24 protein-coding genes are annotated in these 26790 nt (G+C 36.9%); 20 read left to right on the plus strand and 4 right to left on the minus strand.

What is annotated here, in order from left to right; all coding sequences use genetic code 11:
* Nucleotides 1-12: 12 nt before the first annotated feature.
* From rpsA to Q0K80_RS00145, 4 genes are all read left to right on the plus strand, one after another.
* Entirely contained in the window at nucleotides 13-1218 is a 1206-nt protein-coding gene (gene rpsA, locus Q0K80_RS00130) for a 30S ribosomal protein S1 (RefSeq protein WP_294601582.1), read from the plus strand.
* A 57-nt stretch (nucleotides 1219-1275) separates the two neighbouring features.
* The gene (gene der, locus Q0K80_RS00135) at nucleotides 1276-2583 is read left to right on the plus strand and encodes a ribosome biogenesis GTPase Der (RefSeq protein WP_294601584.1); all 1308 of its coding nucleotides are present in this window, start codon (nucleotides 1276-1278) and stop codon (nucleotides 2581-2583) included.
* A 186-nt stretch (nucleotides 2584-2769) separates the two neighbouring features.
* Nucleotides 2770-3045 carry an HU family DNA-binding protein gene (locus tag Q0K80_RS00140; RefSeq protein ID WP_046324801.1) on the plus strand — a complete coding sequence of 92 codons (276 nt, stop codon included), beginning with the start codon at nucleotides 2770-2772 and terminating at the stop codon, nucleotides 3043-3045.
* Nucleotides 3046-3162: 117 nt separating this feature from the next.
* The gene (locus tag Q0K80_RS00145; protein WP_294601587.1) at nucleotides 3163-4419 is read left to right on the plus strand and encodes a tetratricopeptide repeat protein; all 1257 of its coding nucleotides are present in this window, start codon (nucleotides 3163-3165) and stop codon (nucleotides 4417-4419) included.
* Between the two features lie 135 nt (nucleotides 4420-4554).
* Here Q0K80_RS00145 and Q0K80_RS00150 read toward each other — a convergent pair whose 3' ends face one another.
* Entirely contained in the window at nucleotides 4555-5442 is an 888-nt protein-coding gene (locus tag Q0K80_RS00150) for a YitT family protein (protein WP_294601589.1), read from the minus strand.
* Between the two features lie 84 nt (nucleotides 5443-5526).
* On the opposite strand from Q0K80_RS00150, the gene Q0K80_RS00155 reads away from it, so the two are divergent.
* Nucleotides 5527-6726: a CCA tRNA nucleotidyltransferase gene (locus Q0K80_RS00155; RefSeq protein ID WP_294601591.1), complete on the plus strand. Its 1200-nt coding sequence runs from the start codon at nucleotides 5527-5529 to the stop codon at nucleotides 6724-6726.
* A gap of 1 nt (nucleotide 6727) precedes the next feature.
* Here Q0K80_RS00155 and Q0K80_RS00160 read toward each other — a convergent pair whose 3' ends face one another.
* Nucleotides 6728-7393: a hemolysin III family protein gene (locus Q0K80_RS00160; RefSeq protein ID WP_294601722.1), complete on the minus strand. Its 666-nt coding sequence runs from the start codon at nucleotides 7391-7393 to the stop codon at nucleotides 6728-6730.
* A 122-nt stretch (nucleotides 7394-7515) separates the two neighbouring features.
* On the opposite strand from Q0K80_RS00160, the gene Q0K80_RS00165 reads away from it, so the two are divergent.
* The 11 genes from Q0K80_RS00165 (at nucleotide 7516) to Q0K80_RS00215 (ending at nucleotide 18513) form a co-directional block, all read left to right on the plus strand.
* Nucleotides 7516-8376: a DegV family protein gene (locus Q0K80_RS00165; RefSeq protein WP_294601593.1), complete on the plus strand. Its 861-nt coding sequence runs from the start codon at nucleotides 7516-7518 to the stop codon at nucleotides 8374-8376.
* Between the two features lie 3 nt (nucleotides 8377-8379).
* Nucleotides 8380-8610 (plus strand): YozE family protein, encoded by a 231-nt coding sequence (locus Q0K80_RS00170; protein WP_046324806.1) that lies wholly within the window; start codon nucleotides 8380-8382, stop codon nucleotides 8608-8610.
* A 52-nt stretch (nucleotides 8611-8662) separates the two neighbouring features.
* Nucleotides 8663-9502, plus strand: a complete 840-nt coding sequence (gene ylqF / locus Q0K80_RS00175; protein WP_294601597.1) for a ribosome biogenesis GTPase YlqF — start codon at nucleotides 8663-8665, stop codon at nucleotides 9500-9502.
* Entirely contained in the window at nucleotides 9499-10254 is a 756-nt protein-coding gene (locus Q0K80_RS00180; protein ID WP_294601599.1) for a ribonuclease HII, read from the plus strand. The genes ylqF and Q0K80_RS00180 overlap by 4 nt, the downstream gene beginning before the upstream one ends.
* 44 nt (nucleotides 10255-10298) lie before the next feature.
* Nucleotides 10299-11129 carry a DNA-processing protein DprA gene (gene dprA / locus Q0K80_RS00185; RefSeq protein WP_294601601.1) on the plus strand — a complete coding sequence of 277 codons (831 nt, stop codon included), beginning with the start codon at nucleotides 10299-10301 and terminating at the stop codon, nucleotides 11127-11129.
* Between the two features lie 81 nt (nucleotides 11130-11210).
* Nucleotides 11211-13298, plus strand: a complete 2088-nt coding sequence (topA, locus tag Q0K80_RS00190; protein WP_294601603.1) for a type I DNA topoisomerase — start codon at nucleotides 11211-11213, stop codon at nucleotides 13296-13298.
* Between the two features lie 110 nt (nucleotides 13299-13408).
* Nucleotides 13409-14725 carry a methylenetetrahydrofolate--tRNA-(uracil(54)-C(5))-methyltransferase (FADH(2)-oxidizing) TrmFO gene (gene trmFO, locus Q0K80_RS00195; protein WP_294601723.1) on the plus strand — a complete coding sequence of 439 codons (1317 nt, stop codon included), beginning with the start codon at nucleotides 13409-13411 and terminating at the stop codon, nucleotides 14723-14725.
* Nucleotides 14726-15652, plus strand: coding sequence for a tyrosine recombinase XerC (gene xerC / locus Q0K80_RS00200; RefSeq protein WP_294601605.1), 927 nt, complete (start codon nucleotides 14726-14728; stop codon nucleotides 15650-15652). It begins immediately after the preceding gene.
* A complete protein-coding gene (hslV, locus tag Q0K80_RS00205; RefSeq protein WP_294601607.1) occupies nucleotides 15652-16176 on the plus strand; it encodes an HslVU peptidase proteolytic subunit in 525 nt (174 codons plus the stop codon). The genes xerC and hslV overlap by 1 nt, the downstream gene beginning before the upstream one ends.
* An 18-nt stretch (nucleotides 16177-16194) precedes the next feature.
* Nucleotides 16195-17604 carry an ATP-dependent protease ATPase subunit HslU gene (gene hslU, locus Q0K80_RS00210; protein ID WP_294601609.1) on the plus strand — a complete coding sequence of 470 codons (1410 nt, stop codon included), beginning with the start codon at nucleotides 16195-16197 and terminating at the stop codon, nucleotides 17602-17604.
* A gap of 18 nt (nucleotides 17605-17622) precedes the next feature.
* Nucleotides 17623-18513 (plus strand): aldose 1-epimerase family protein, encoded by an 891-nt coding sequence (locus tag Q0K80_RS00215; RefSeq protein ID WP_294601611.1) that lies wholly within the window; start codon nucleotides 17623-17625, stop codon nucleotides 18511-18513.
* A 148-nt stretch (nucleotides 18514-18661) separates the two neighbouring features.
* Here the strand turns inward: Q0K80_RS00215 and plsY are convergent, their stop codons facing one another.
* Complete coding sequence (gene plsY / locus Q0K80_RS00220; protein ID WP_294601613.1) at nucleotides 18662-19297, minus strand: glycerol-3-phosphate 1-O-acyltransferase PlsY; 636 nt, start codon at nucleotides 19295-19297, stop codon at nucleotides 18662-18664.
* A 95-nt stretch (nucleotides 19298-19392) separates the two neighbouring features.
* Between plsY and parE the strand changes: the two genes are divergently transcribed.
* The 4 genes from parE (at nucleotide 19393) to Q0K80_RS00240 (ending at nucleotide 25959) form a co-directional block, all read left to right on the plus strand.
* Nucleotides 19393-21351: a DNA topoisomerase IV subunit B gene (gene parE / locus Q0K80_RS00225; RefSeq protein ID WP_294601615.1), complete on the plus strand. Its 1959-nt coding sequence runs from the start codon at nucleotides 19393-19395 to the stop codon at nucleotides 21349-21351.
* A 15-nt stretch (nucleotides 21352-21366) separates the two neighbouring features.
* Nucleotides 21367-23826 (plus strand): DNA topoisomerase IV subunit A, encoded by a 2460-nt coding sequence (gene parC / locus Q0K80_RS00230; protein ID WP_294601617.1) that lies wholly within the window; start codon nucleotides 21367-21369, stop codon nucleotides 23824-23826.
* Nucleotides 23827-23959: 133 nt separating this feature from the next.
* Nucleotides 23960-24895, plus strand: coding sequence for a LysR family transcriptional regulator (locus Q0K80_RS00235; RefSeq protein ID WP_294601619.1), 936 nt, complete (start codon nucleotides 23960-23962; stop codon nucleotides 24893-24895).
* 131 nt (nucleotides 24896-25026) lie between these two features.
* Nucleotides 25027-25959 (plus strand): manganese-dependent inorganic pyrophosphatase, encoded by a 933-nt coding sequence (locus Q0K80_RS00240; RefSeq protein ID WP_294601622.1) that lies wholly within the window; start codon nucleotides 25027-25029, stop codon nucleotides 25957-25959.
* Between the two features lie 40 nt (nucleotides 25960-25999).
* Here the strand turns inward: Q0K80_RS00240 and Q0K80_RS00245 are convergent, their stop codons facing one another.
* Entirely contained in the window at nucleotides 26000-26359 is a 360-nt protein-coding gene (locus Q0K80_RS00245; RefSeq protein ID WP_034979176.1) for a helix-turn-helix transcriptional regulator, read from the minus strand.
* Nucleotides 26360-26790: the final 431 nt, after the last annotated feature.

Consider the following 26790-nt stretch of genomic DNA (forward strand, 5'->3'; position numbering starts at 1 on the left):
GGGAGGTAAATAATGTCAGAAAACAGTAATCAATTTTTAGATGCATTAAAGCAAATGCAAGGAGTTGAGGTCGGAGATATTGTAGATGTTGAAGTCTTAGACGTTGAAGAAGGTCAAATCGATGTTGGTGTTGAAAATGCCGGTATTGAAGGTGTAATTCCTCGTCGTGAATACACTTCAGATCGCAACGTTGACCTACGTGAAGCAGTTAAACCAGGCGATAAGCTCAAAGCTTTAGTTTTAAGAAAAGCCGGCGGAGATAAAGAGAATGGTGAATTCTTCTTCTCAGTTACCCGCTTGAAGGAAAGAGAAGCTTATGATGAACTGCAAAAAGATTTTGAAGCCGGAAAGACAATTGAAGGTACAGTTACTTCTTCAGTTCGTGGTGGTTTGTTAGTAGATGTAGGCACTAGAGGATTTTTACCTGCGTCATTAATTTCTAACCGTTATGTTTCCGATCTTAAGCCATTTATCGGCAAAACCATGAAACTTAAAATTACTGAAATTGATCCAAGTAAGAACCGCTTAATCCTTTCTCACAAAGATTTAATTGAAGAAGAGCGCGAAGAAGCTTTTGACAAGGTTGCATCACAGTTAGTTGTGGGTGATGTTGTTGAAGGCAAGGTTTCCCGTTTAACTAATTTTGGAGCTTTCGTTGATGTTGGTGGGGTTGATGGCTTAGTCCACATTTCCGAGATCTCATATAAACATGTTGATAAGCCAAGCGATGTTTTAAAGGCTGGTCAAGATGTCAAAGTTAAAGTAATTGGTATTGATGATGATAGACATCGCATCTCCCTTTCAATTAAGCAAACTGAACCTTCTCCTTTTGAACAAGCTACAGCTGACTTACACGAAGGCGATGTGTTTGAAGGCGAAGTTAAATCTTTAACTAACTTCGGTGCTTTTGTTGAAGTTGCTGATAATATTCAAGGTTTAGTTCACGTTTCTGAAATATCATATAAACACGTAGACAAGCCAAGTGATGTTTTAAAGGTTGGTCAAAAAGTTAAAGTCAAGGTCTTAAACATTGACCCTGGTGAGCGTCGCATTTCACTTTCTATGAAGGATGCTGAGCCAAAGAATTCTGAAAATGAAGGCAACCGTTCACACAGTTCATATAACCGCAATTCAGTAAATAAAAAATATATGAACAAAGATGACAGCGGCTTTGCTTTAGGTGACATCATAGGTGACCAATTAAAAGATCGTCGTTAATTTAAATAAAAAGCCGACTCTAAGTCGGTTTTTTTATTTGTAAAAGGAGGCTGAAAAATGGTTTTACCCGTAGTTGCAATTGTAGGACAGCCTAATGTTGGTAAATCAACGCTTTTCAACCGGATTATTAATCAACGGTTAGCAATAGTTGAAGATAAACCAGGCGTGACTCGAGACCGTAATTATGCGCAAGCTGAATGGTTAGGGCACAAATTTGATTTGATTGATACTGGTGGAATAACCTGGGAAAATAGTAATATCGAAGAAGAAATAAGAGCTCAAGCTGAAATAGCAATTGAAGAAGCTGATGTAATCATCTTTTTAACTAATGTCGCTAATCACGTTACAAATCTTGATGAGCGCATTGCCCAAATGCTTTATCAAACTAAGAAGCCAGTGATTTTAGCTGTGAACAAAGCTGATAATCCTGAGCAGCGGATGGACATTTATGATTTTTATAGCTTAGGTTTTGGCGATCCTATTCCTGTTTCAAGCGTGCATGGCACGGGTATTGGTGATTTGCTAGATCAAATAGTGCAAAGTCTGCCGAAAGACTTGGAGCAAAATGAGCAGGAGCAAATTTCTTTTAGTGTAATAGGTCGTCCTAATGTAGGAAAATCATCAATTGTCAACCGTCTTGTCGGTGAAAAGCGTGTAATTGTTAATAACGAAGAGGGAACGACCCGCGATGCAGTTGATACCCCTTTTGAAATAGATGGTACTAAATTTAGAATTGTCGATACTGCTGGTATAAGGCGACGGGGAAAAGTTTACGAAAAGACTGAAAAATACTCAGTAATGAGAGCAATGGGTGCAATTGAACATTCCGATGTTGTCTGCTTAGTACTTGATGCTAGCACAGGTATTAGAGAGCAGGACAAGCATGTTGCTGGGTATGCTCACGATGCTGGTAGAGGGATTATTATTGTTGTCAATAAATGGGATTTGCCTAAAAAGACAAGTAATAGTGGCAAGGATTTTGAACAAATTATTCGTACAGAATTTCAATATCTTGATTACGCTCCTATTTTATTTGTTTCAGCAAAAACGGGGCAAAATCTGGCGAAAATTCCCGAATTGGTTCGAAGAGTTTCTCATAATCAGCAACAAAGAATTAAATCCAGCGTGTTAAATGACCTCTTACTAGAAACCAGCAAGTTAGTTCCGACGCCTATGATTAAAGGTAAAAGATTACGCGTTTACTACATGACACAGGTATCCACTAATCCACCAACTTTTGTCGTATTTGTCAATGATCCGGAATTAATGCATTTTTCATATCAGCGCTTTTTAATTAACCAGTTAAGGGGAAATTTTGACTTCTCCGGCACCCCTATAAAAATTATTGCTCGAAAAAGAAAATAGTTTGTATCTACCAAAGACACAAAAATCACATTTTTAGAGGTAATTGCTTGTTGTATCAAGGGTTTTGTGCTATTTTGAAATCAAGGAAAAAAAGTGATTCCAATAATCATTTATTCCCTGTTCCTCTATTGAGGAATTAAATAAGGATCTTACTAAGAGATTCAAGTTACAGGAGGTGAATTCCCAATGGCAAATAAGGCAGAATTAGTCACTGAAGTTGCAGCAAAAGCTAAATTAACTAAAAAAGATGCAGCTACAGCAGTTGATGCAATTTTTAGTTCAATCCAAGAAGATCTTGCTAAAGGCAAAAAAGTACAATTAATTGGCTTTGGTACTTTTGAAGTACGTAAGCGCGCAGCTCGTAAAGGACGTAATCCACAAACAGGCGATGAAATCCAAATTCCAGCAAGTGTTGTACCTGCATTTAGACCTGGTAAAGCTCTTAAGGAAGCTGTTAAATAGCTCAATGACTTTATTTAAAAGGTGGTGGCTTAATTCGCCATCATCTTTTTTGTTTGATATTATTTATAGGTGTGATTGACCTGATCGGCAAAAAATAAAATAATGGAGGAATAAAAAATGAGCTATTCTGAAAAGCTGCTTGACGCAATTGAGCGGCAAGATTTTTCTCAAGAAAAGTTATTATTACAAAAAGCCTTGGACAAAGATGAACCAGAGATTTTAGCCTCACTGGCTGAGAATTTGGTGGGATTAGGATTTACCGATCTAGCAAAAGAAATTTATCGCAGTTTAATTGCCCGTTTTCCCAAAGATGACTTATTTAAAATTTATTTAGCTGAGATATTATTAAATGACGGTCAAGATGATGATGGCTTAACTTTGCTTTATAATGTTACTCCTGGCTCCTCTGCCTATCTCGACAGTTTGCTTGTTCAAGCTGACTATTATCAGACTAATGGTCTACTGGAAACGGCCTATCAAAAACTGCTAGAAGCTGAAAAAATTGCACCTGATGAAGATGTCGTGAAGTTTGGGTTGGCAGAATTAGATTATCTAAGTGGCCATTATAAACAAGCACTTTCGAGATACCAAAATTTGTTGAAGCGTCATAAAACATTTAGTGAAGTCAATTTAAATGACCGTCTGTTTCAAACTTTAGCCAAATTAGGACGTTATGAAGAGGCAGGAGAAGTAATTGCTAAAAATGGCAATGATATTCTTGATATTGACAGTAAGTATCAGGCTGCCTTAGTAATGTTAACACTACATAGAGACGATCAGGCAATCAAGTATTTGAACGAAGTAATCGATCAAAGTCCTGATTATGTTAATGCCTATAGGTTGTTAACTACGGCATATGAGCATAAAAATGATAATGAACAAGAATTACGCTCAGCGCAATTAGGAATTGCGTATAACGAACTTGACCCCGTTCTTTATCAAAAAGGAGCACAAGCAGCTGTAAGGTTGAATGACTTAGATACAGCTAGAAATTTATTACAAAAAGGAATAAAAAAACTTCCTGAAAACTTTGATTTGCGTTTGCAGCTATCTAATCTTTACGTTAGAGAAAACGACAATGAAGCAAATATTGCTCTTTTTGCCCAGGTTGACGATGAAGATTTGGAACCACAGGTTCACTGGAATTTAGCACTTTCTTACCAAAATTTGGATCAAAGTGCAAAAGCAAAAAGTGAATTTTTATTAGCCTATCCTGAATTTAAAAATAATAGTGCTTTTTTAAAACAAATGTTGCTATTTTTTAATACCGAGCCCAATTCCCAAGACATCGTAAGAGAATTATTAGAGGCATATCTAAAACTCGAACCCGAAGATACTGAGATGCAGGAAATGTCTGATGAATTACTGTCATAATTGCTCAATTAATATAAGTATCTGGATTTTTTTAAAAGTTTTGTAATCATCCACCTTAAATTTAATAATTTAAAAAGGCAAATAAACTAGTTGCGAAAAACTTGAGTTATTTGCCTTTTTTAAATCTTTATGCAGCTATTTTCTAATCAGCAGGTGGTGGCTTTTTTGTTTATAAGTAAAGCCTTCGCCTAAAACCTCATGAACTTCAATAACACTGACAAATGCCTTGGGATCTTCAGCAGCTATTAATTCTTTTACCAGGGGAATTTCTCTGGGAGAAACTACTAAGTAAATTACTGGTCTTTTAGTTTTTTTATAACCACCACGAGCCTCAAGATAGGTGAAGCCGCGATCCAGCTTTAAGTCAATCATTTTTGCAATTTCTTGATAATGATCAGAAATAATAAGCAGACCACGTGCAGAATATGCACCCTGTTGAACTGCGTCCATAACACGTGACAGAATAAACGCGGCTACTAGCGTATACATGATATGTTTGAGGTCAAGGTACGTTAATGAAGATAATAAAATAATGGTATCGCAAAACAGTAGAACTTTGCCAGAAGATATGCCATATTTCATTTGCATAATTCTGGCGATAATATCTGTACCACCTGAAGTGCCATTAAAACGAAAAACTAACCCTAACCCAATGCCAGAAAGGGTACCTGCCAGAATTGCTGACAAGAAGAGGTCGTGTTCTAAGTTTAATTGAGATATAATAGGAATTAAGCGCCAGAACCATAGGAAAAAGGACAGCCATAATGTTCCCCATATAGTATAGGCCAATAGTCTTTTGCCCATAAAACGGTATCCTAAGATAATTAGCGGTATATTAAGTAGCAAGGACGACAGGCCCATGTTAATGCCCCAGAAGTGTCGTAATAGCAAAGTAATACCGCTAATACCACCGTCTGTGAGTTTATTTGGTACTGAAATCATGTCAAGGCTGAGAGCATAAATAGCACAGCCGATCATAATCATTAACAGTTCCATGATGCTTTTTTTGTTAATTTTTTGCATAATAAAAACTTTCTTTTCTAAACCATTACCTTTAGCCTACCATAAATTAAAAACAAAAAAACTAATAAATGAGTTGATTTAATAATGATGAAAATAAATAATTTACCAGCTATTTTTACAGCAGCTTTTCCGGTACTTCAACAGCTAGAACAAGCAAATTATGAAGCATATTTTGTTGGTGGTTCTGTTCGTGACCTGCTTTTAAAAAGGCCGATACACGACATTGATATTGCCACGAGTGCTTATCCAGAAGAAGTTAAACAGCTTTTTCCTAAAACAATTGATACTGGAATTAAGCATGGTACAGTTACCGTTTTGAATGGCGGTTCAAGCTATGAAATAACTACCTTTAGAACAGAATCAGGTTACCAGGATTTTCGCAGGCCCGATCATGTTACTTTTGTGCAAAATTTAGCTGAAGATTTACAAAGGCGTGATTTTACCATTAATGCTTTAGCGATGAATAGAAAAGGTGAAATAATTGACCTTTTCAACGGCATAGGAGATTTACAAAAGCACCTCATTAAAGCAGTTGGGGATCCAATGAAGAGGTTTCATGAAGATGCCTTACGAATGATGAGGGCAGTTCGCTTTATGAGTCAGCTTTGTTTTGATCTTGAACCTCAAACTGAAAAAGCCGTAAAGGATATGCATCAACTATTGCCCAAAATTTCAGTCGAAAGAATTCGTGATGAATTTGTTAAAATGGGTACTGGAATCAACTCACGCGCAGCTTTTAAAGTTTTTTTACGGACGAAGTTAAGTGAGGGTGTGCCGGATTTTGCTGGTAAAAGTGAATTGCTGGCAATCTATCCCAAATTGAAATTTAACCCAAGTATGGAAACCAGTTTGTGGGCTATCATAATCATTTTATTGAAAATTACGGATAATCAGATAACTCAGTTTATGCGTGATTGGAAAAATTCAAATGCCATGACGGAAAAAGTTAAAAAAATTGTAAATTTGTTTGACTTAATTTCTGCAAAATCTCCTTCTGACCTTGAATTATTCAATGCTGGTAAGGAGACTCTCCTTAACACTATTGATGTAGCTCATATTTTAGGACAACCAATTAACTCCGAAGCTTTAGTAGATCGTTATACAGCATTACCGATTAAATCAATGTCTGAACTTGCCATTGACGGGCAATTTTTAATAGCTAATGGCGTAAAGCCAGGACCAAACTTAGGACAAATACTTAATCAAATAAAGCAAAAAGTCATTACCGGTGAATTAGTCAACTCTGAAGATGATATTCAAGAATATTTAGAGCAAATTAAGTAATTCAGACGTACAGTAGCACAGAAAAAAACATTAGGGTTGAGCCTAAAATAACGAACAAATGCCAGATTACATGAATAAAGGGAATACCTTTCATTGTATAAAAAAGGGCACCAACTGTATAAGCTACACCCCCGCCAACTAAAAGCCAGAATCCAGTGGGACTTAGTCGAACATACAAGTAGTTGCCAGCCAAAATTACAAGCCAGCCCATTGCGACATATAAAATGGTATCAAGTATTACATGCTTACCCCTATTAAAAATATAGTAAATGATGCCAAATATAGCGATGATCCAAACCAAACTAAACAGTAAAATACCCCATTTGCCACCAATGGCGACTAGTGAAAAAGGGGTATATGAACCCGCAATTAGCAGAAAAATTGATGAGTGATCAAAAATTTGAAAAACATTGCGGACGCGGGTAAAAATTAAACTATGAAAAAGTGTTGAAAATAAATAAAGAAGAAGCAAACAGGAACCATAAATAGTAAAAGTTACGATTCTTAAAAGGCTATGAGTTGAAACTGCTTTAATGATTAATAGAACCAGACCTGCTATTGCTAAACAGAAGCCGATACCATGGGTGACAGCACTTAAAATGTTATCTATTAAATAGTAAGTTTTAGATCTTTGAGCAGGTTCCTGCCACAATTTTTGCAATTTCATCATGAAACAGTTTGTTCGCTTTCTTTTATTTACAAGTTTTTTTGCTATAATAATTTATAATTAATACTGTTCACATTCTATCATAAAATGAGAACATCTAAGCAGAATTGAGGGCGAGTACGTTGTCAGAAATTAAAATTTTGACTGATTCTTCCGCGCAATTAACGCCAGAAGAAATAAAAAAATATCATATTACCGTTGTGCCTTTGTCGGTCACAATTGACGGCAATACCTATATTGATGGGGTAGAAATAACCAGACAGCAATTTGTCCAAAAAATGAGTGAGTCTAAAAAGTTGCCAACCACCAGTCAACCACCAATCGGAACAATAGTTGACACCATTAATGAGCTGACTAAAGATGGCAGTGAAGTGATCGGCATTTTTCTAGCCAAAGTATTAAGCGGAACAATTGATGCTGCTCGTCAGGCTGTGAAAATAACGGGAAAATCTGATCTGGTTCATATTGTTGACTCTGAATTGACGGATCGTTCTGAAGGTTTTCAGGTTTTGGCTGCTGCACGCGATATTGCTGCAGGCAAGACCGTTCCTGAAATTTTAGCTCATATTGAAAGAATTAAAAAAACTCAGCGTTTGCATTTACTTATTGTCAATTTAGAAAATGTGGTTAAAGGTGGACGTTTGGGTCCCTTAGCCGGCAAAATTGTTAATATGCTTAATATCAGAATTGAATTGCAAATGCCTAATGGTCATTTGAAGATTGCTAAAAAAGGTCGAGGCAAGAAGTTCTCTTTAGCTTTTGATAAGCGAGTTTTAGATGAGATCGAAGCTAATAAAGAAAAAATTAAAGAAGTGGGCATATCGTATGTCTCTAATGGTAGTACGCCGCAGAAGCTTCTTGATCTAGCCCAGAAAATAAAAGATATCAATTCAAAAATAGATGTTTTGGTGAGAGAAACCAGTCCTATTATTGCTACACACGCAGGGATGGGTGCTTATGCAATTTTGTATTATACGGAGTAGAAATTGGCATATAGAGAAAGCTTTTATCGTTATTTGATGACTCAGCGTAATGCTGATTCAAATGATGAAGTTGCGCAATTTGCAAATAACGCACAAAATGATCAGACTTTTCCTAAACAAGAACAGAATTATGAAAAATTATCTGATTATCTTGAGCTCAATGCTGGCTATTTACCAAGTATGAGCATTTTTGATAAAGCATATCAAATGTATCGCGAAAAGATGACGTATTAATTTAAGGCTTCCTTTGAAATTTGAAGCCATTTTAGTTTGGGAAAGGCAGAGAATGGTTAATATTCAATGGTATCCGGGACATATGAATAAAGCTCGGAATCAACTTGAAGAAAAAATGAGTTTGATTGATGTCATCGTTGAAGTTCTGGATGCAAGAATTCCTCAGTCATCACGTAATCCAATGATCGAAAAATTGGTGGGAGATAAACCACATTTAATTATTTTGAATAAGGCAGATTTAGCTGATCCAGTAATGACTAAAAGATGGCAAAAGAAATTCACCACCAAAGGAAAATATGTTATGGCTTTGGATTCTCTTCATAATACTAATATGCAGATATTAGTGAAGATGATTAAAAAAGTCGCTGCTAATAAAATTAATAAGTTGACGCAAAAAGGAGCAGTTAGCCCAGTGATTAGAGTGGCTATTGCAGGCATACCTAATTGTGGTAAGTCAACCATTATTAATCGGCTTGTGGGCCGAAATGTGACTCAAGTTGGTAATAAACCGGGAGTGACCAAGGGACAAAATTGGTTAAAAACTACTGAAAATATTCAAGTTTTAGATACCCCAGGTATTTTATGGCCTAAGTTTGAAGATCAAACAGTTGGATTAAAGCTTGCAGCTCTTGGTGCCATTAAGGATACCGTTTTTAGTGCCGATGATGTAGCTTTATTTGTTTTATCAAAATTGCGCAAACACTATTTAAACGGTCTAAGTAAGTTTGCCCGCACACCAAAAACTGAAATTGAACGAATTAATGATACGGATTTGTTATTGGCATTAACTGAAGAATACGGCATGCGTGATGATTATGATCGCTTTTCCATGTACCTACTACAAAGGCTGCGCAAGGGAAAAGTAGGAAGGATTACATTAGATCGCATATGACGATTGGAGAAATTAAAAAATTACTTGCTAAAGGTACAGTTAGTCCTGAAGATTTGAATATCTTGAAAAATGATACGCGTGTTGGTGTGCAGAAACTTCTACTTAGTTACAATAATCGTCAGCAAAAATTAAGCAAGAGAAAAGCGGCTTTTTTAAAAAGATTTACCTATGAAAAAACTTTTTGGGCAAAAAAGCAAATAGTTGCAGGCGTAGATGAAGTGGGCAGAGGTCCATTAGCGGGTCCGGTGGTGACAGCGGCTGTAGTGATTGATAACAGTTTTGATTTAGTTGATGTCAATGACTCTAAAAAATTAAGCGCCAGTCGGCGTTTAGAATTATATCCATTAATTTTAGAAAAAGCAGTTGATGTGGCGGTTGGAGTTAAAGGTCCTGAAATTATAGATGAAGTAAACATATACGAGGCAGACCGGTTGGCAATGGCCGAAGCCGTAAAGGACTTATATGTAAAACCTGATGCTTTGCTGGTTGACGCCATGCAGGTACCGGTCAATTTACCCCAAGTTCGATTAATTAAGGGAGATTCTAAATCAAACTCTATTGCTGCGGCTTCGATTATTGCAAAAGTTTTCAGGGATAAATTGATGGCAGATTATGCCCGAATTTATCCTGAATATCATTTTGATGAAAATGCTGGGTACGGCACTCAGACTCATATTGAGGCTCTTAAAAAATACGGGCCATGTCCAATTCACCGCAAGACTTTTGCGCCTGTAAATTCTTTTTATCAATAAAAAATATTCCTCCTTTTTACGTATTTGTATTTAGGAGGTTTTTTATGAGAATTACCAACTTTCTTTTGCGCCTGAAATTACAAAAAAACATTGGATATGTTAAGATGTTACGAGTTGCGAGTCAGTTAAATGAAGAAGACATCACTATTCAAATTATCAGAAATTTGGACTTGACAAACAGCTTGATTAAAACCTGCATTAATGCTTATAATGACATGCGTGCAGACAAAATGATTAAAAGAGTAGAAAAGCAATGTCAAATTATCAGTTTTTTTGATTCTGAATACCCTGAGAACTTACGTCAAATATACCAGCCACCGTTAATTTTATTTTTAGAGGGTAATTTGCAATTGCTGCAGAAAAACATTGTGACAATAGTCGGTTCTCGGCAGGCTACCAGTTACAGCAGTATTGTTTTGAATAAGATTGTACCTAATTTAATAAAGAATAACTATGTTATTGCCAGTGGCTTAGCCAAAGGCGTAGATGTAATGGCTCACAAAACAACATTAAAATATCATGGTCAAACAATAGCGGTGGTAGGTAATGGTTTAAATCATTTTTATCCTATGGCAAATTGTCATGTGCAGGAACAGATTGCTCAAAAAGGTTTAATAGTAAGTGAGTATCTGCCAGATACTCCGCCAAAGCCTTTCAGATTTCCTCAGCAAAACAGAATTTTGGCTGGTATAGCTGAAAGTGTAATTGTCACAGAAGCAAAGCAAAAATCTGGTTCTTTAATTACAGCTAATTTAGCTTTACAAGAAAATCGTAATATCTATGCTGTTCCGGGGCCAATTACCAGTGAGCTTTCTCAAGGACCTAATAAACTCATTCAAGCAGGGGCTTATCCCATTACTGATTTTGATTTCTGACTTGAAAGATTTGACAACTAGTAGTTAAATATTCTATTCTCAATTAAGTATTTAAAAAAGAATTTAATGAGGAGGCTTTTGATGCCTACTAAATCAAAGCCAAAGAAACGTAAAAAAACATTAGTAATAGTTGAGTCTCCAGCAAAGGCTAAAACTATTGAAAAATATTTGGGGCGTAATTACCGTGTTATCGCTTCAAAAGGACACATTCGTGACTTACCGAAATCACAGATGGGAATTGACTTCGACAATAATTACAAGCCAAAGTATATTTCAATTAGGGGTAAGGGCGATACCATTAAGGAACTTAAGTCTGAAGCAAAAAAAGCTAAAGATGTATATTTAGCGTCTGACCCCGACCGTGAAGGTGAGGCCATCGCCTGGCATGTAGCCCATGTTCTTAATTTAGACCAAAAAGACAAAAATCGAGTTACTTTTAATGAAGTCACTAAAGATGCAGTCAAAAACAGTTTTAAAAATCCCAGAACCATCGATATGAATACTGTTAATGCCCAACAGGCTCGCAGAATTCTGGATAGAATTGTGGGATACTCTCTTTCTCCTATTTTATGGGAAAAAGTTAAAAAAGGCTTGAGTGCTGGACGTGTTCAGTCAGTTGCTTTAAAGCTAGTGATTGATCGGGAAAAAGAGATCAAGAACTTTAAGCCCCAGGAATACTGGACAATTGACGCTGAATTCAAAAAAGCGGCCAAGACTTTTAAGGGTCAATTCTGGGGGATAAACGGCAAGAAAACTGATTTGCCGAATAATGTTGCTGTACAAAAAGTTTTAACTAAAGTCGATAAAAAGAAAATTTTTCAAGTTGAGAATGTGGTTAAACGTGAACGCCGGCGCCAACCAGCTGCTCCGTTTACTACCTCCACTTTGCAGCAGGAAGCCAATAAGCGCTTGAATTATCGCACCAGAAGAACAATGAGTATTGCCCAACAATTGTATGAGGGAATCAGTCTGGGTAAGCAAGGCACTGTTGGTCTGATTACCTATATGAGAACTGACTCCAAGCGTACTTCTCCGGTAGCACAGGCTGAAGCTTCAAAATTTTTAAACGAGAAATACGGTAAAGAATACGCAGCAAAAGGGGCTCGCCATTTTAAAAATCAAGAAGATGCTCAAGATGCCCATGAAGCAATTCGTCCAACTAGCGTCTATCGAACACCAGAGTCGCTTAAATCTGCTTTAACAACGGAACAATATCGTTTGTATAAGTTAATCTGGTCCCGCTTTTTAGCCAGTGAAATGACTCCTGCTGTATATGATACGGTAAGAGCAGATATCACTCAAAATGGGATAATTTTCAGAACTACTGGTTCTAAAATGAAATTTGCTGGGTTTACTAAGGTTTATGATAACCAGCAGGAAACCAATATTGAACTGCCGGAATTAAATAATGGCGATGAAGTCAAATTGACTAAATCAGATAATAAGCAACATTTCACCATGCCACCTGCTAGATATACCGAAGCAAGCTTAGTTCATTCGCTAGAAGAAAATGGTGTCGGTCGGCCTTCAACTTATGCGCCTACTATTGATACAATTCAGCGTCGTTATTACGTTAAATTGGATGGTAAATCGATTGTACCAACCGAATTGGGAGAGATCGTGGACAATTTAATTGAGCAGTTTTTCCCTGATATCGTCAATATCGATTTTACGGCCCAACTCGAAAATGACCTCGACGGAATCGAAGAGGGCAAGAAAAATTGGGTTAAAGTTATTGATGAATATTACCATCCCTTTAAAAAAGAATTAGACAAGGCCGATGCCGGTATTAAAAAGGTTCAAATTAAAGATGAGCCTGCAGGATTTAATTGTGACATTTGTGGTGCACCAATGGTTATTAAAATGGGGCGTTATGGTAAGTTTTATGCTTGTTCCCGTTTCCCTGATTGTCGTAACACGAAAGCAATAGTGAAAAAGGTGGGCGTTACCTGTCCTAAATGTGGTAAGGGCGACGTAATTGAGAAAAAGTCTAAGCGTAATCGTAAGTTTTATGGTTGTTCGCGCTACCCGGATTGTGATTTTGTTTCTTGGGATAAACCGATTAACCGTAACTGTCCCAACTGTGGTCATTTTCTCATTGAAAAGAGAAATAAAAAGGGGCCTGTTGTTCTCTGCCCGAACGGCGATTATAAAGAAGATGCAAATTAATGAGAAAAATCCGCTAGAAAGTTAAATTTATGTTAATATCATCAGATCATTTGTGGTTTGATGATATTCTTGTATATAAGAAAATAATTTTAGTAAAGGAATATGATGATATGCCTGAAAAAGTAACTGTAATTGGTGGTGGCTTAGCTGGTAGTGAAGCAGCTTGGCAATTAGCCAAACGTGGAATCAAAGTTGATTTTTATGAAATGCGTCCGGAAAAAATGACTCCTGCTCACAAAACAGACCAACTGGCCGAGCTGGTATGTACCAACTCAATGCGTTCGAATCAATTGTCTAATGCGGTTGGATTATTAAAAGAAGAAATGCGGCAACTTGATTCACTGATTATGGCGGCTGCTGATCATTCTCAAGTTCCTGCAGGAGGAGCGCTTGCAGTTGATCGGTCTGAATTTAGCGGCTATGTCACAAGCAGGTTGCATTCTTTACCTAACATTAATTTTCACACAAAAGAGATTACACAAATCCCGTCTGACCCAATCGCCATTGTCGCTACAGGTCCTTTAACTAGTGACAAGCTTGCCGCAAAAATACAAAGGTTTTCTGGTGCAGAAAGTCTGCATTTCTTTGATGCAGCAGCTCCGATAATTGCTGCTGATTCAATCGATATGAACATCGTTTATAAGAAATCACGTTATGATAAGGGGGAGGCTGCATACTTAAACTGCCCCATGACAAAGGAAGAGTATGAGAATTTTGCGCGAGAATTAGTTAATGCCGAAACGGCTGAAGTTCACGATTTTGAAAACAGTGATGTTTTTGAAGGTTGCATGCCGATTGAGGTAATGGCAAAAAGAGGACCTAAGACAATGCTTTTTGGCCCACTTAAGCCAGTAGGGTTAGAAGATCCGACTACTGGCAAAATTCCTTATGCTGTAGTTCAGCTTAGGCAGGATAATGCAATAGCATCAATGTACAATATAGTTGGTTTTCAAACACATCTTAAATACGGCGAACAGAAACGGGTTTTTTCAATGATTCCCGGTCTTGCTCATGCTCGTTTTATTAGATATGGTAAAATGCATCGCAATACTTTCATGGCTTCACCAGCAGTTTTAACGCCAGCGTATGAGGCAAAAATGCAGCCTGGCTTGTTTTTCGCCGGTCAAGTTACCGGGGTTGAAGGTTACGTTGAAAGTGCTGGCAGCGGTCTTGTTTGCGGAATTAATGCTGCCAGAAGGGCTAATGGGCAAGAACCGGTGACTTTTCCCAAATTAACTGCTTTAGGTTCGATGGCTAATTATGTCACTAGCGCGGATATTAAGCATTTTCAGCCAATGAATGCCAGCTTTGCACTGATTCCTAAACTAGAAGGACCTAAGGTCCGTAATAAGAAAGAATGTCATTTACAAATAAGCCAGAGAAGTTTAGAGAGCTTAAAGGAATTTCAACAGAAAGTATTGAATTAAATGAATGAACAACAAGATGATTTACTGGCTCTTTTTACCGCATATTTACGTAATGAGCGTCAGTACAGCCCTAAAACAATTAGCTCCTATCAAACCGACTTAAAATCTGCAAAAAGGTTTTGGCAGGATTCGGGAGGATTTAACGGCTGGGAAAAAATAGGTAGAAGAGACATTGAAATATATCTGCAGCACTTAGCCGATCAAAATTTAGCGCGTTCGACACAGTCGCGGAAGATGTCTAGCCTTAGGTCTTTCTACCGCTTTTTAACCAAACGCAAAATTGTTAAAATAGATCCGACACAGACCATAATTCTACGTGCCAAAGAGCGCAAATTACCTCAGTTCTTTTATGCTCCTGAACTTAAGCAGGTTTTTGACTCATTATCTGGAACTGACCCGTTAACTTTGCGTAACTTGGCATTACTTGAATTGTTTTATACTACGGGGATGAGGGTCAGTGAAGTAAGCAATTTAAAAAGAAAACAAATAGATTTAGATTTAAAGATAATTTTAGTTCATGGTAAGGGTAATAAAGATCGGTATGTTGCTTTTGACGATCAGACTAAAGCTGCTTTGGTCAAGTACTTGGAAGATGGTCGCAAGCAACTTTTAAATGATCGGGAAGATTTAGACTATGTATTTCTAAACAAAACAGGAAAGCGGCTAACAGAACGTGGTATCGAGTATATCATGCAAAAAGTTTTCAATGGAGCTGGAATTAATGGTAAAGTACATCCGCACGAGTTGCGCCATTCATTTGCAACGGCAATGTTGAATAACGGCGCCGACTTGCGTAGTGTACAAGAACTCTTAGGCCATGATAATTTGTCAACAACTCAAATATATACGCATGTAACTATGAGTCATTTGCAGGCAAACTATGAAAAATACTTTGCTCGCAACGATAAGAAAGATGAGGCAAAATAATGACAACAATATGTTCAGTAAAATTTAATGGTAAAACCGCAATTGCTGGTGATGGCCAGGTTACTTTAGGAGAAAAAGTAATAGCCAAAGCTACTGCTAAAAAAATAAGACGTATTTATCATGATCAAGTGGTAATTGGTTTTGCTGGTGGTGTAGCTGATGCTGTCAGTTTGCAGGATATGCTTGAAGGTAAACTGGAAGCTTTTGGTGGAGATTTACGCAGGGCAGCCGTTGAAATGGCCCAAGCTTGGCGTAAAGATGCAACTTTGCAAAAGCTGGAAGCAATGCTGATTGCGTTTAATGAAAAAGATCTTTTGCTAATCTCGGGAAACGGTGAAGTGCTTGAACCCGATGAAAATGTAGTGGCGATTGGTTCTGGCGGAAATTTTGCCCAAGCAGCCGCAATTGCAATGACCAGACATTCCTCTAATATGACTGCCAGTGAAATTGCTCATGAAGCAGTTGAAATAGCCTCTGAAATTGATATCTTCACTGATGATCAGATTATCACAGATGAATTGTAATAACGGAGCGAAAAAAATATGGAAACCAAAACACCTAAACAAATAGTTAACTTACTTAATGAATATATAATAGGGCAGGATGAGGCCAAGAAAGCAGTTGCTGTTGCTTTGTATAATCGTTATCGCCGAATGCAACTACCAAAGAAAATGCAAGAGGACATTACCCCCAAGAATTTGTTAATGGCTGGCCCTACTGGTGTTGGTAAAACAGAAATTGCCAGAAGATTGGCCGCAATTGTCAACGCCCCGTTTGTTAAGGTAGAAGCTACAAAATTTACTGAAGTTGGTTATGTGGGCCGTGATGTGGAATCGATGGTCCGCGATTTGGTCAATGAAGCGGTTCGTATGAAAGAAAAGGATCAATTTGACCATGTTCGTCCTCAGGCAGCTAAAGAAGCCAATAAAATTTTAGTACGCTTGCTTGTACCCGGAATTAAGCGTGATAAGCGAAAGAATCAAATGCAGGAATGGCAAGACATGATGTCAATGATTATGGCGGCTGGTCAAAGCAATGATCAGACTGCGCCAGCAGATCAAGAAGAGATAACAGATGATATTCGCAATGAGAGATTGACTGTTTCAGAACAGTTAAATAAAGGTCTGCTTGAAAATCGTGAGGTTACAATCGAAGTTGACCAGGCTCCAAAGGTTAATCCGATGGGTGACATGATGGGGCAAATGGGAATAGACATGAGTTCAATGCTTAATGATTTAGTACCTAAGAAGAAAATCAAGCGAACACTTCCTGTCAAAGATGCCCGGGAAGTTTTAATTCAGCAAGAATCCCGCAAAATGATTGATTATGATTCTCTTTATCAAAAGGCAATTGAACGTACCGCCAATAATGGGATCATTTTTATTGATGAAATTGATAAGATTACAGCTGGTAACCAAAAAACTTCTGGAGAAGTATCGCGTGAAGGTGTGCAAAGAGACATTTTGCCAATTGTTGAAGGCTCAACAGTTCAGACGAAATATGGCCCGGTAACTACAGACCATATTCTCTTCATTGCAGCTGGCGCTTTTTCAGAGTCCAAGCCGAGTGATCTTATCCCCGAATTACAAGGACGTTTTCCAATTAGAGTGGAACTTAATGCCTTGTCAAAAGATGACTTCGTCAAAATCCTTAAGGACCCTGAAGACTCATTATTAGAGCAATATGTAGCACTGATGAAAGCCGATGGAATTAAGTTAGTCTTTACACAAGAAGCAGTTGAGCGGATTGCGCAAATTGCTTACGATGTCAACCAAGGAACAGATAATATTGGTGCCAGACGGTTGTCAACAATTCTTGAGAAATTACTGGAAGATGTCTTATACGAAGGCCCGGACATGACGATGGGAGAAATTACAGTAACTGAAGCATATGTTAATGAAAAACTTAGTGATATAATAACAAATAAAGATCTAACTAAGTTCATTCTTTAACAAAGGTGATGATTAAACATGAATTACACTATCAAAAATAGCATTCTTAAAGTTGAAATTGCTAGTAAGGGTGCTGAAGTGCAAAGTGTAAAAAGTTTACATAGTGGATATGAATATATTTGGCAAGCAGATCCTCAAGTTTGGAATAGACATGCACCTGTTCTTTTTCCCATAGTTGGAAGACTAAAAAATGACGAATACACTTACCAAGGAAAAACCTATCATTTAACTCAACATGGTTTTGCCCGTGATTTAGAGTTTAAAGTGGTAAGTCATACAGATGAAAGTATTACATTTTTGCTGACTGATTCTGAAGCGACCCGGAAAGTTTATCCCTTTAAGTTTGAATTGCGGGTAAATTATAATTTACTCAATAATCTATTGGAAGAAAACTTTACCGTTGTTAACAAAACGGATGTCGAAATGATATTTGGTATTGGTGGTCATCCTGGATTTAATATCCCTACAAGTAATACTTTAACCAAGGAAGACTTTTACTTTAGTACCAAACCTTCTCGTGCACGTGTTCATATCCCTTTGAAAGGTGCATATTTGGACTGGCCTAATCGGTCATTGGCTTCTACTAACAGCTTAATTACTCTTAGCGATCATCTGTTTAAAAATGACGCGCTAATTTTTCAAATGCGGGGACACGATAATAGAGTATCTTTAAAAACTGATGCTAATAATTTTCATGTAAATGTGTGGTTGCGAGATGCACCATTTGTGGGCGTGTGGTCACAATCTCCAACAACTGCCGATTATGTCTGTATTGAACCATGGTGGGGGATAGCAGACCGTGCTGATGCCAACCAAAAGCTGGAAGAAAAATATGGTATGAACCATCTTGCAGCTGGAGGAACCTTTACAGCTGGTTTTAGCATGGCTTTCCATGATCAAGATGAATAATTTTTTAGTTTAAGATAGCAAAAGAGGAAGTACGAGACTTCCTTTTTTCATGCCTTAAAAATAAAAAACAAATATTGCGAACAAATGTTCATAAGTTTATAATGAAATAGCTAGCTGCTGAAGCTAGCCGTATTTATTTTAATGGTATTTATAGTTGGTGGTGTCTTTTCTTATACCAAAACCACAAGCCAAAGGGAATTATGTTTTCTTGGTGCTGTAATAAGCGCTTAATATTGCTTCTGTGACGAATAAACAAGATAATCATGATGCAGCCGACAATAATTTCCAAAAAAACATCATGAAAAAAGAAAGTTGTAATAAATATCAAAACTACAGCAATCAGGCTTGAAAGACTTACATAAGACGTGATAAAAACTAATGGTAGAAAAATAAGAGCGCAAATGCCGAAAAACTTGAGATTATAACCTAAAAAGAGCCCGGCACTGGTTGCTACAGCTTTTCCGCCCTTAAATTTGAGAAAAATAGAGAATGTGTGTCCCAAGATCGCCAGGCCACCACATATTAGCAGAACATATTTGGGCATATTAAGATGAAATATCCTGGGTAAGTTGGTAGCGAGAGTTCCTTTTAAAACATCAACGATGAGAACCACACTGCCGGCAAATGGTCCGAAGACGCGAAAAGAGTTGGTGGTGCCAATGTTACCGGAGCCATAGTCTCTAATATCTTCAGCAAAAAAGATCTTACCGACAATCACACCTGTAGGAAATGACCCTATTAAATATGCTAGAATAAATATCAGAATTAAATTTAAATTTATCATTTTTATCCCACTCTCTTAAAGTCTAATGCTATTTTAGCAGAGATTATTGCGTTTGCGGGCTAAATAATAAATGATTTTTAACTGGAGGAGTCTATTTGGTTAAAACAAATAAAAAAATAAATTCTTATGATGACTCATCAATTCAGATTCTTCATGGTCTGGAAGCCGTGCGTAAACGTCCGGGCATGTACATTGGCTCAACCGATGTGCATGGCTTAAACCAGCTAGTTTATGAAATTGTAGATAACTCGGTTGATGAAGCAATGGCCGGATTCGGTAACGAAATTGATGTGACGATTCATAAAGATAACAGTGTAACGGTCCGTGACTTTGGCCGGGGTATGCCTACTGGAATGCATAAGTCGGGTAAACCAACTATCGAAGTCATCTTAACCGTTTTACACGCTGGGGGTAAGTTTACCGAGCAAAACTATAAAACCTCAGGTGGGCTTCATGGTGTTGGATCCTCTGTGGTTAATGCTCTTTCCAGTTATATGGCTGTCAAAGTTGTGCGAGAAGGCACTGCCTATGAAGAAGAGTTCAAAGATGGTGGTCATCCAGTTGGGACTTTAAAATGTTTGGGTAAAACTAAAGAGCCGACAGGAACTACCATTACTTTTAAACCTGATGAAAAAATCTTTTCAACAATCAGATATAAATATGAAACTATTCAAGAGCGCATCAGGGAGTCTGCTTTTCTGTTAAAGGGCGTACGCTTTGTTTTAACTGACGAACGTGAACCCGAACATCATGATGACTTTAAATATGATGATGGCATTAAAGCTTTTGTCTCATATCTCAATGAGGGCAAAGATTCTTTAAGCGATGTTTTTTATTTTTCCGGAAAACAAGATGAAATTGAAGTTGAGTTTAGCGGTCAATACAGTGACAGCTACTCAGAAAATCTGGTTTCTTTTGTTAATAATGTGCGCACTTCAGACGGTGGCACTCACGAAGTAGGTGCCCGTAGTGGCTTTACGCGTGCTTTTAACGACTATGCTAAAAAGCAGGGCTTGTTAGGGAAAAAAGATAAAAACATTGACGGGTCGGATTATCGCGAGGGCTTAAGCGCTGTGTTATCAGTCAAGATCCCTGAAGAGCTGTTGGAGTTTGAAGGGCAGACTAAAGGTAAACTGGGCACTCCGCAAGCAAGATCTGTTGTTGATGCAATCGTTTATGAAAAAATGTCATACTACCTGATGGAAAAAGGCGAGTTGGCGCAAGAGCTGGTAAAAAAGGCGCAAAGAGCAAGGGATGCTCGTGAAGCTGCCAAAAAAGCGCGCAATGAAAGTCGAAATGGTAAAAAGCGGCGCAAAAAAGAAGTTCTTTCAGGTAAGTTAACTCCGGCACAATCGCGTAACCCCAAAAAGAACGAATTGTTTTTGGTTGAGGGTGATTCAGCTGGTGGTTCCGCAAAACAGGGTAGAGACCGTAAGTTCCAGGCAATCTTGCCTTTACGTGGCAAAGTTTTGAACACCCAAAAAGCCAAGCTTCAGGATATTTTTAAGAATGAAGAGATTAACACTATGATCTATACTATCGGTGCTGGAGTCGGAACCGAATTTAACGTTGAAGACTCCAATTACGATAAGGTAATTATCATGACGGATGCCGATGATGATGGTGCCCATATTCAGATTTTGTTGTTAACCTTTTTCTACCGTTATATGAGGCCAATGATTGAACACGGTAAAGTTTATATTGCCCTGCCTCCTCTTTATCGTCTGCAAAAAGGTCGTGGTAAAAAGGCCCAAGTACAATATTCCTGGACCGATGAAGAGCTTGCGGCCGCTGAAAAGAAAATGGGTCGGGGTTATACTTTGCAGCGATTTAAGGGACTGGGAGAAATGAATGCCGAACAGTTGTGGCAAACAACCATGGATCCGGAAACCAGACTGCTTATTCGTGTCAAAATCGATGATGCTGCTTTGGCAGAACGTCGAGTTACCACGTTAATGGGAGATAAGGCTGGAGCCAGACGAAAATGGATTGAAGAGAATGTTAAGTTTAGATTAGGCGATAACAGTTCAATTTTAGAAGAAGAAAATGAATAAAGAGGTTTTTGATTAATGGCAACAAAAGAACGAATTCGTGAAATGCCGCTTGAGCAGGTCATGGGTGAACGTTTTGGAAGATATTCCAAATACATTATTCAGGAGCGGGCCTTACCGGATATTCGTGACGGGTTAAAACCTGTGCAAAGAAGAATCCTTTATGCCATGTTCCTGGATAACAATACTTATGACAAACCATTTAAAAAAGCAGCTAAAGCTGTGGGTAATATTATGGGTAATTTTCATCCTCATGGTGACAGTTCAATTTATGGTGCTTTAGTTCACCTTTCGCAAGATTGGAAAATGCGTGAACCTTTAATTGAAATGCATGGTAATAATGGCTCAATGGACGGTGATGGCCCCGCAGCTATGCGTTATACTGAGTCTCGTTTGAGTAAGATATCCAACATGTTGTTGCAAGATATTGATAAAAACACAGTTAATATGGTTCTGAACTTTGACGATACTGAATATGAGCCGACTGTTTTACCCGTACGTTTTCCTAATTTACTAGTTAATGGTTCTACAGGTATTTCAGCGGGCTATGCTACAGAAATTCCGCCACATAATTTAACCGAAGTAATTGATGCGACTATCTATTTGCTAAAAAATCCTAATGCCACTCTTAGCGATCTGATGCAATTTGTCAAAGGTCCTGATTTTCCAACTGGAGCAATCGTTCTGGGCAAAAAAGGCTTACGTGAAGCTTATGAGACAGGTCGTGGCCGGATACAGGTAAGAGCTAAAACTTTTATCCAGGAAATAAGAGGGCACCGGGAAGAAATTGTAATTACGGAAATTCCTTTTGCTGTTAATAAAGCCCTGTTAGTTAAGAAAATGGATGAAATTCGTCTCAACAGAGAAATTGATGGTATAGCTGAGGTGCGGGATGAAACAGACCGTCACGGTTTGTCCATTGTAGTTGAATTGAAAAAGGGTGCCGATGCACAAAATATTTTAAACTACCTGTTTAAAAATACTGAATTACAGGTTTCCTATAATTTCAATATGGTTGCTATTGATCATATGACACCAATGCAGGTTGGTTTAAAGCATATTTTGTCCTCATACTTAGAACATGAAAAAGTAGTAGTTACCAAAAGAACAAAATATGATTTAAATAAAGCTGAAGAACGTCTGGAAATTATTCAGGGCTTGATTCATGCTATGGACATTTTAGATCAAGTTATCAAAGTCATTCGCGCATCAAAAAATAAGGTAGAAGCTAAGAAAAATTTGTCCAGTGAATTTAATTTTTCAGCTCGACAAGCAGAAGCAATTGTTTCTTTGCAATTATATAGACTTACCAATACCGATATAGATGCCTTAGTTAAAGAGCAAACTGAACTAAATGAGAAGATAGCCCGTTTTAAAGAGCTTTTATCTAATAACAAAACTTTAGAAAAAGAAATAGTTAAAGAACTATCAATTGTTAAAAAAGAATTTGGTAATCCAAGAAGGACCGAGATTTCTTCTGAAAATGCTAAGATTCAAATTGATGAAAAAGCTCTAGTAGCTGATGAACAGGTACGTGTATTAATAAGTCGTGATGGCTACCTCAAAAGATCTTCTATTCGTTCATGGCAGTCAAGTGATGATGAGGATAATGGCCTGCCAAGCGGGGATGATGTGGTATTTGAAAAAACAGTATCTACTTTAACCAATCTATACCTTTTTACCAGTCGAGGAAATGTTATTTATCGTCCGGTAAATGAACTAGTTGAGGCAAAGTGGAAGGAAACAGGTCAGCATTTGTCTCAAGAAATTGGTTTAAATGATGATGAAAACATTATTCGTGTGTTTGACTTCGACAGCTTAAACCAAAATGTCAACTTTTTACTTGCCACCAACGATGGCTATATCAAACAACTACAATTAAGTAATTTGCAACCAACAAGGACTTATCATTCACGAGCAATTACAGCGATGAAAATGAAAAAGCCAGACAGTAGGGTTGTCCGCGTTGATTTAGTTAAGAATAACAGTAATGACGAAATAATTTTATTTACTCACAACGCATATGCTATTCGCTATAATTTGGCAGAAATTCCTGAATCTGGAGCCAAGTCGTTTGGAGTAAAGTCTGTCAATCTTAAGTCTTCGGACTATGTCATTTCATATATATTAATAAATCCTAATTATCTTAACTTGGTTCATGTTGGAATAATTACGCAAAGAGGTGCGTTTAAACAATTTAAAGCTGATTTGGTAAATAAAGTATCACGCGCCAAACGAGGGGTACTTGTATTAAGAGAACTTAAAACTAAGCCGCACCGCATTGTTGCGGTTACGTCTTATGGGCAAGACCATACTCTGATTGTAACCACTACGAGTAAAAGGCACATAAAGGTCTTAACTAGTGATTATCCGTTAGGCGACAGATACTCAAATGGTTCATTTGTCATTGATACTACTAGTGATGGAGAACCAGTTAATATAAGACTAAGTAGACCATCAAGCAATAATAAATTTTAGTTTATTTAATGATATCAATAAATTGTGAAAGTGCTTTATTGAATTACAATAATACTTTGACACAAAGGGGTTTTTGATTGATAATAGCATATATATAGAGCCATATTATTGTTAAGATAGAAGGAATAATTTTATGCCTAAAACAGATACAATACTCTCAACCAAGTCCTTACATTATTTTTTGCAATTAATTGATACTATGAATTATACCCAGGCAGCTCAGATCCTGGGCATTACTCAACCGGCTTTAACTCAACAAATTAAGAAAATCGAGCATGCAATTGGAACACCGCTATTCGGGCAAATGGGCAAAAAGCTTTACCTAACGGAAGCGGGTAAGCAATTGCAAACTGGAGCGATCCAATTGCTTGGAACCATTAATTCTGTGGTTAGTGATATTCAAGAATTTACTCAGGCTGATAAGGGTAATATTGCAATTGGTGTTTTAGAAAGTGTTGACTCTGATCTTCTCAGACGGTTTTTGATTGAGTTTAACCAAAAGTTTCCGCATATTACCATTAGTGTCTCTTATTTTAACCGTAAAGATTTTTGGTATAATCTTGATAACAATTTAATTGATTTAGGGTTACTTTATGTTCCTGAAACTGCTAAGAAAAGTCAATCCAATATACAAAATCAATATGAACAAATGAAAGTCACACAAGAGAGATTGACAATCTTGACACATAATTCTGATTTTGAGGCAAAAAAGGCATACCCAGTTTCCAAATTTTTAGGGAAAAATTGGGTACTTTATCCAGATGGTTTTTACTTAACTCAATTGTTAAAAGATAAATTAGGCTCTAAGTTAAATGCTAAAAACGGGTTAAATGTTCCCTTAACCTTTACTTCAACCAAGCAAGTAGTTGATACTGCTGAGGAAACTGATTATGATACAGTTGTAAGTAAATCATATTATCAGCTCCACCAAGGCGAAATTGATTTAAAACCAGTATTTTTAAAAGGTGTCGCAAAATTTACAACATCAATTATTTATCGCAAGGGTAAGAAAGAGGTTCCACGGATTGAAAACTTTTTGGCCGAATTTAAAAAATTTTTGAAAGTATAATTCATCTTGCAGTCAATAAGACATAATCTCAATTATTTAAACTAAAATTTAAATTTTTTCTGGGAAGAAAAGGATTTATTAGGTAAACTAGAAGATAAGTATAAAATTTAAAAGAAACAGGGGAAAGTTAAATGGAAAAAGAATTAGTTTTTGGTCATCAAAATCCAGATACAGATGCCATAGGAACAGCGATTGCATATTCATATTTGCAAAATAAATTAGGTTATGATACAGAAGCAGTTGCGTTAGGTGAACCTAACGATGAAACAGCTTTTGCCTTAAAGAAATTTGGTTTTGAAGAAGCGCCAAGAGTTATTAAAACAGCTGCTAATGAAGTGAATAAGGTAATGCTTGTTGATCATAACGAACCGCAGCAAAGCGTTTCCGATATTGATAAAGTAACTGTAACTCATGTTGTTGACCATCATAGAATTATGAATTTTAATACAAGTACGCCTCTGTTTTATCTTGCAGAACCTGTAGGTTGTACTAGTACAATTATGTATGGACTGTACAAGCATTTTAAGGTGGAAATTCCCGAAAATATTGCAGGAATTATGCTCTCTGCAATAATATCAGACACATTATTGTTAAAATCGCCAACTACTACTGAGAGAGATAAAAAGGCTGTTCAGGAACTTGCAGAAATTGCTAATGTGGATTACCAGAAATATGGTTTGGAAGAACTAAAGGCTGGAACCAATATAGCAAGTAAATCAGAAGAAGAATTAATTGATCTAGATGCTAAATCCTTTGATTTAAATGGTAAGAATGTTCGGGTTGCTCAAATCAATGTAGTTGACTTACCAGAGGCTTTGGAACGAAAAGAAACTTTCTTAAAGACAATGAAAGACTCTGCAAAGTCTGAAGGTTATGATTTATTTATGCTGCTTATAACTAATGTACTTGACTCAGATTCAACTGCATTAGTTATAGGTTCAGATGAAGCTTTGACTTCATTTGAAAAGGCATTTGGTGAGGTGAAGGATTCTGAAATAAGCTTACCTGGAGTTGTTTCAAGAAAGAAGCAAGTTGTGCCACCATTAACTGAAGCTTTTAAGTAATTTAAAAACACGAAATAGATCTTCTCTATTTCGTGTTTTTTTAATCTTTATTAATTTCCTTAGCCAAAATGATGAATGATTTGCATACTCTTTCAGCTTTATCAGGTGACATTTTTCTAAGTTCATTAAGAACCTTCTTAATAAATACTGGAGTATTATCTTGATGATTTTCAACTTTAACTTCTTTAAAGCGGTAGGCATTCATGATAATATCCGGTGTAGTTGTATTTAAGGCTCTGGCAATGGAGTCAAGCTTTTGAATACTAATATTTTGATTTTTGGTACGCTCAAGACGGGAAATAAAATTAACCGACAAATCGCTTAATTCAGCGAGATCCTCCTGGGTTAATTTCTGTTCACGTCGCCTGCGACATATTTCTTTTCCTAAATTTATACTCATGGAATAAATTCAACCCTTTCAAAAAAATAATTCCATATTCTATAATAACAGATTAATTATAGAATTAAACATTAAAATAAAAAAATAATGAATAAAACACTTGCTTTTAGCAAAATTAAACTCAAACTAAATGTTTTAAACTATACTCCACATAGTATTGTAAGCTATTTTTTTGGAAAATAAAATAAAAAAGCACCAATTAATAACCCTAAAGTGAAAAAGGAAAGAGTGGAAAATATTATATCATAGGGTGCATTCGCTTGCCAGGGTTGGAAATAGAAAGGCACGGGTTTAAAAAAAGAGGGCAATTAATTGGTTTATATATTTATCAAGCTTAAAAAGCGCTTTTATTTATATTTTTCCATATTTAAGCTATTTATTTTGAATATAAAAATTAATAGCGTATAGTTTAACTTTATTTTGGGGTAGTA

Origin of the sequence: uncultured Lactobacillus sp. (assembly GCF_945290125.1) — a bacterium.
Lineage (GTDB): Bacteria > Bacillota > Bacilli > Lactobacillales > Lactobacillaceae > Lactobacillus > Lactobacillus rizhaonensis.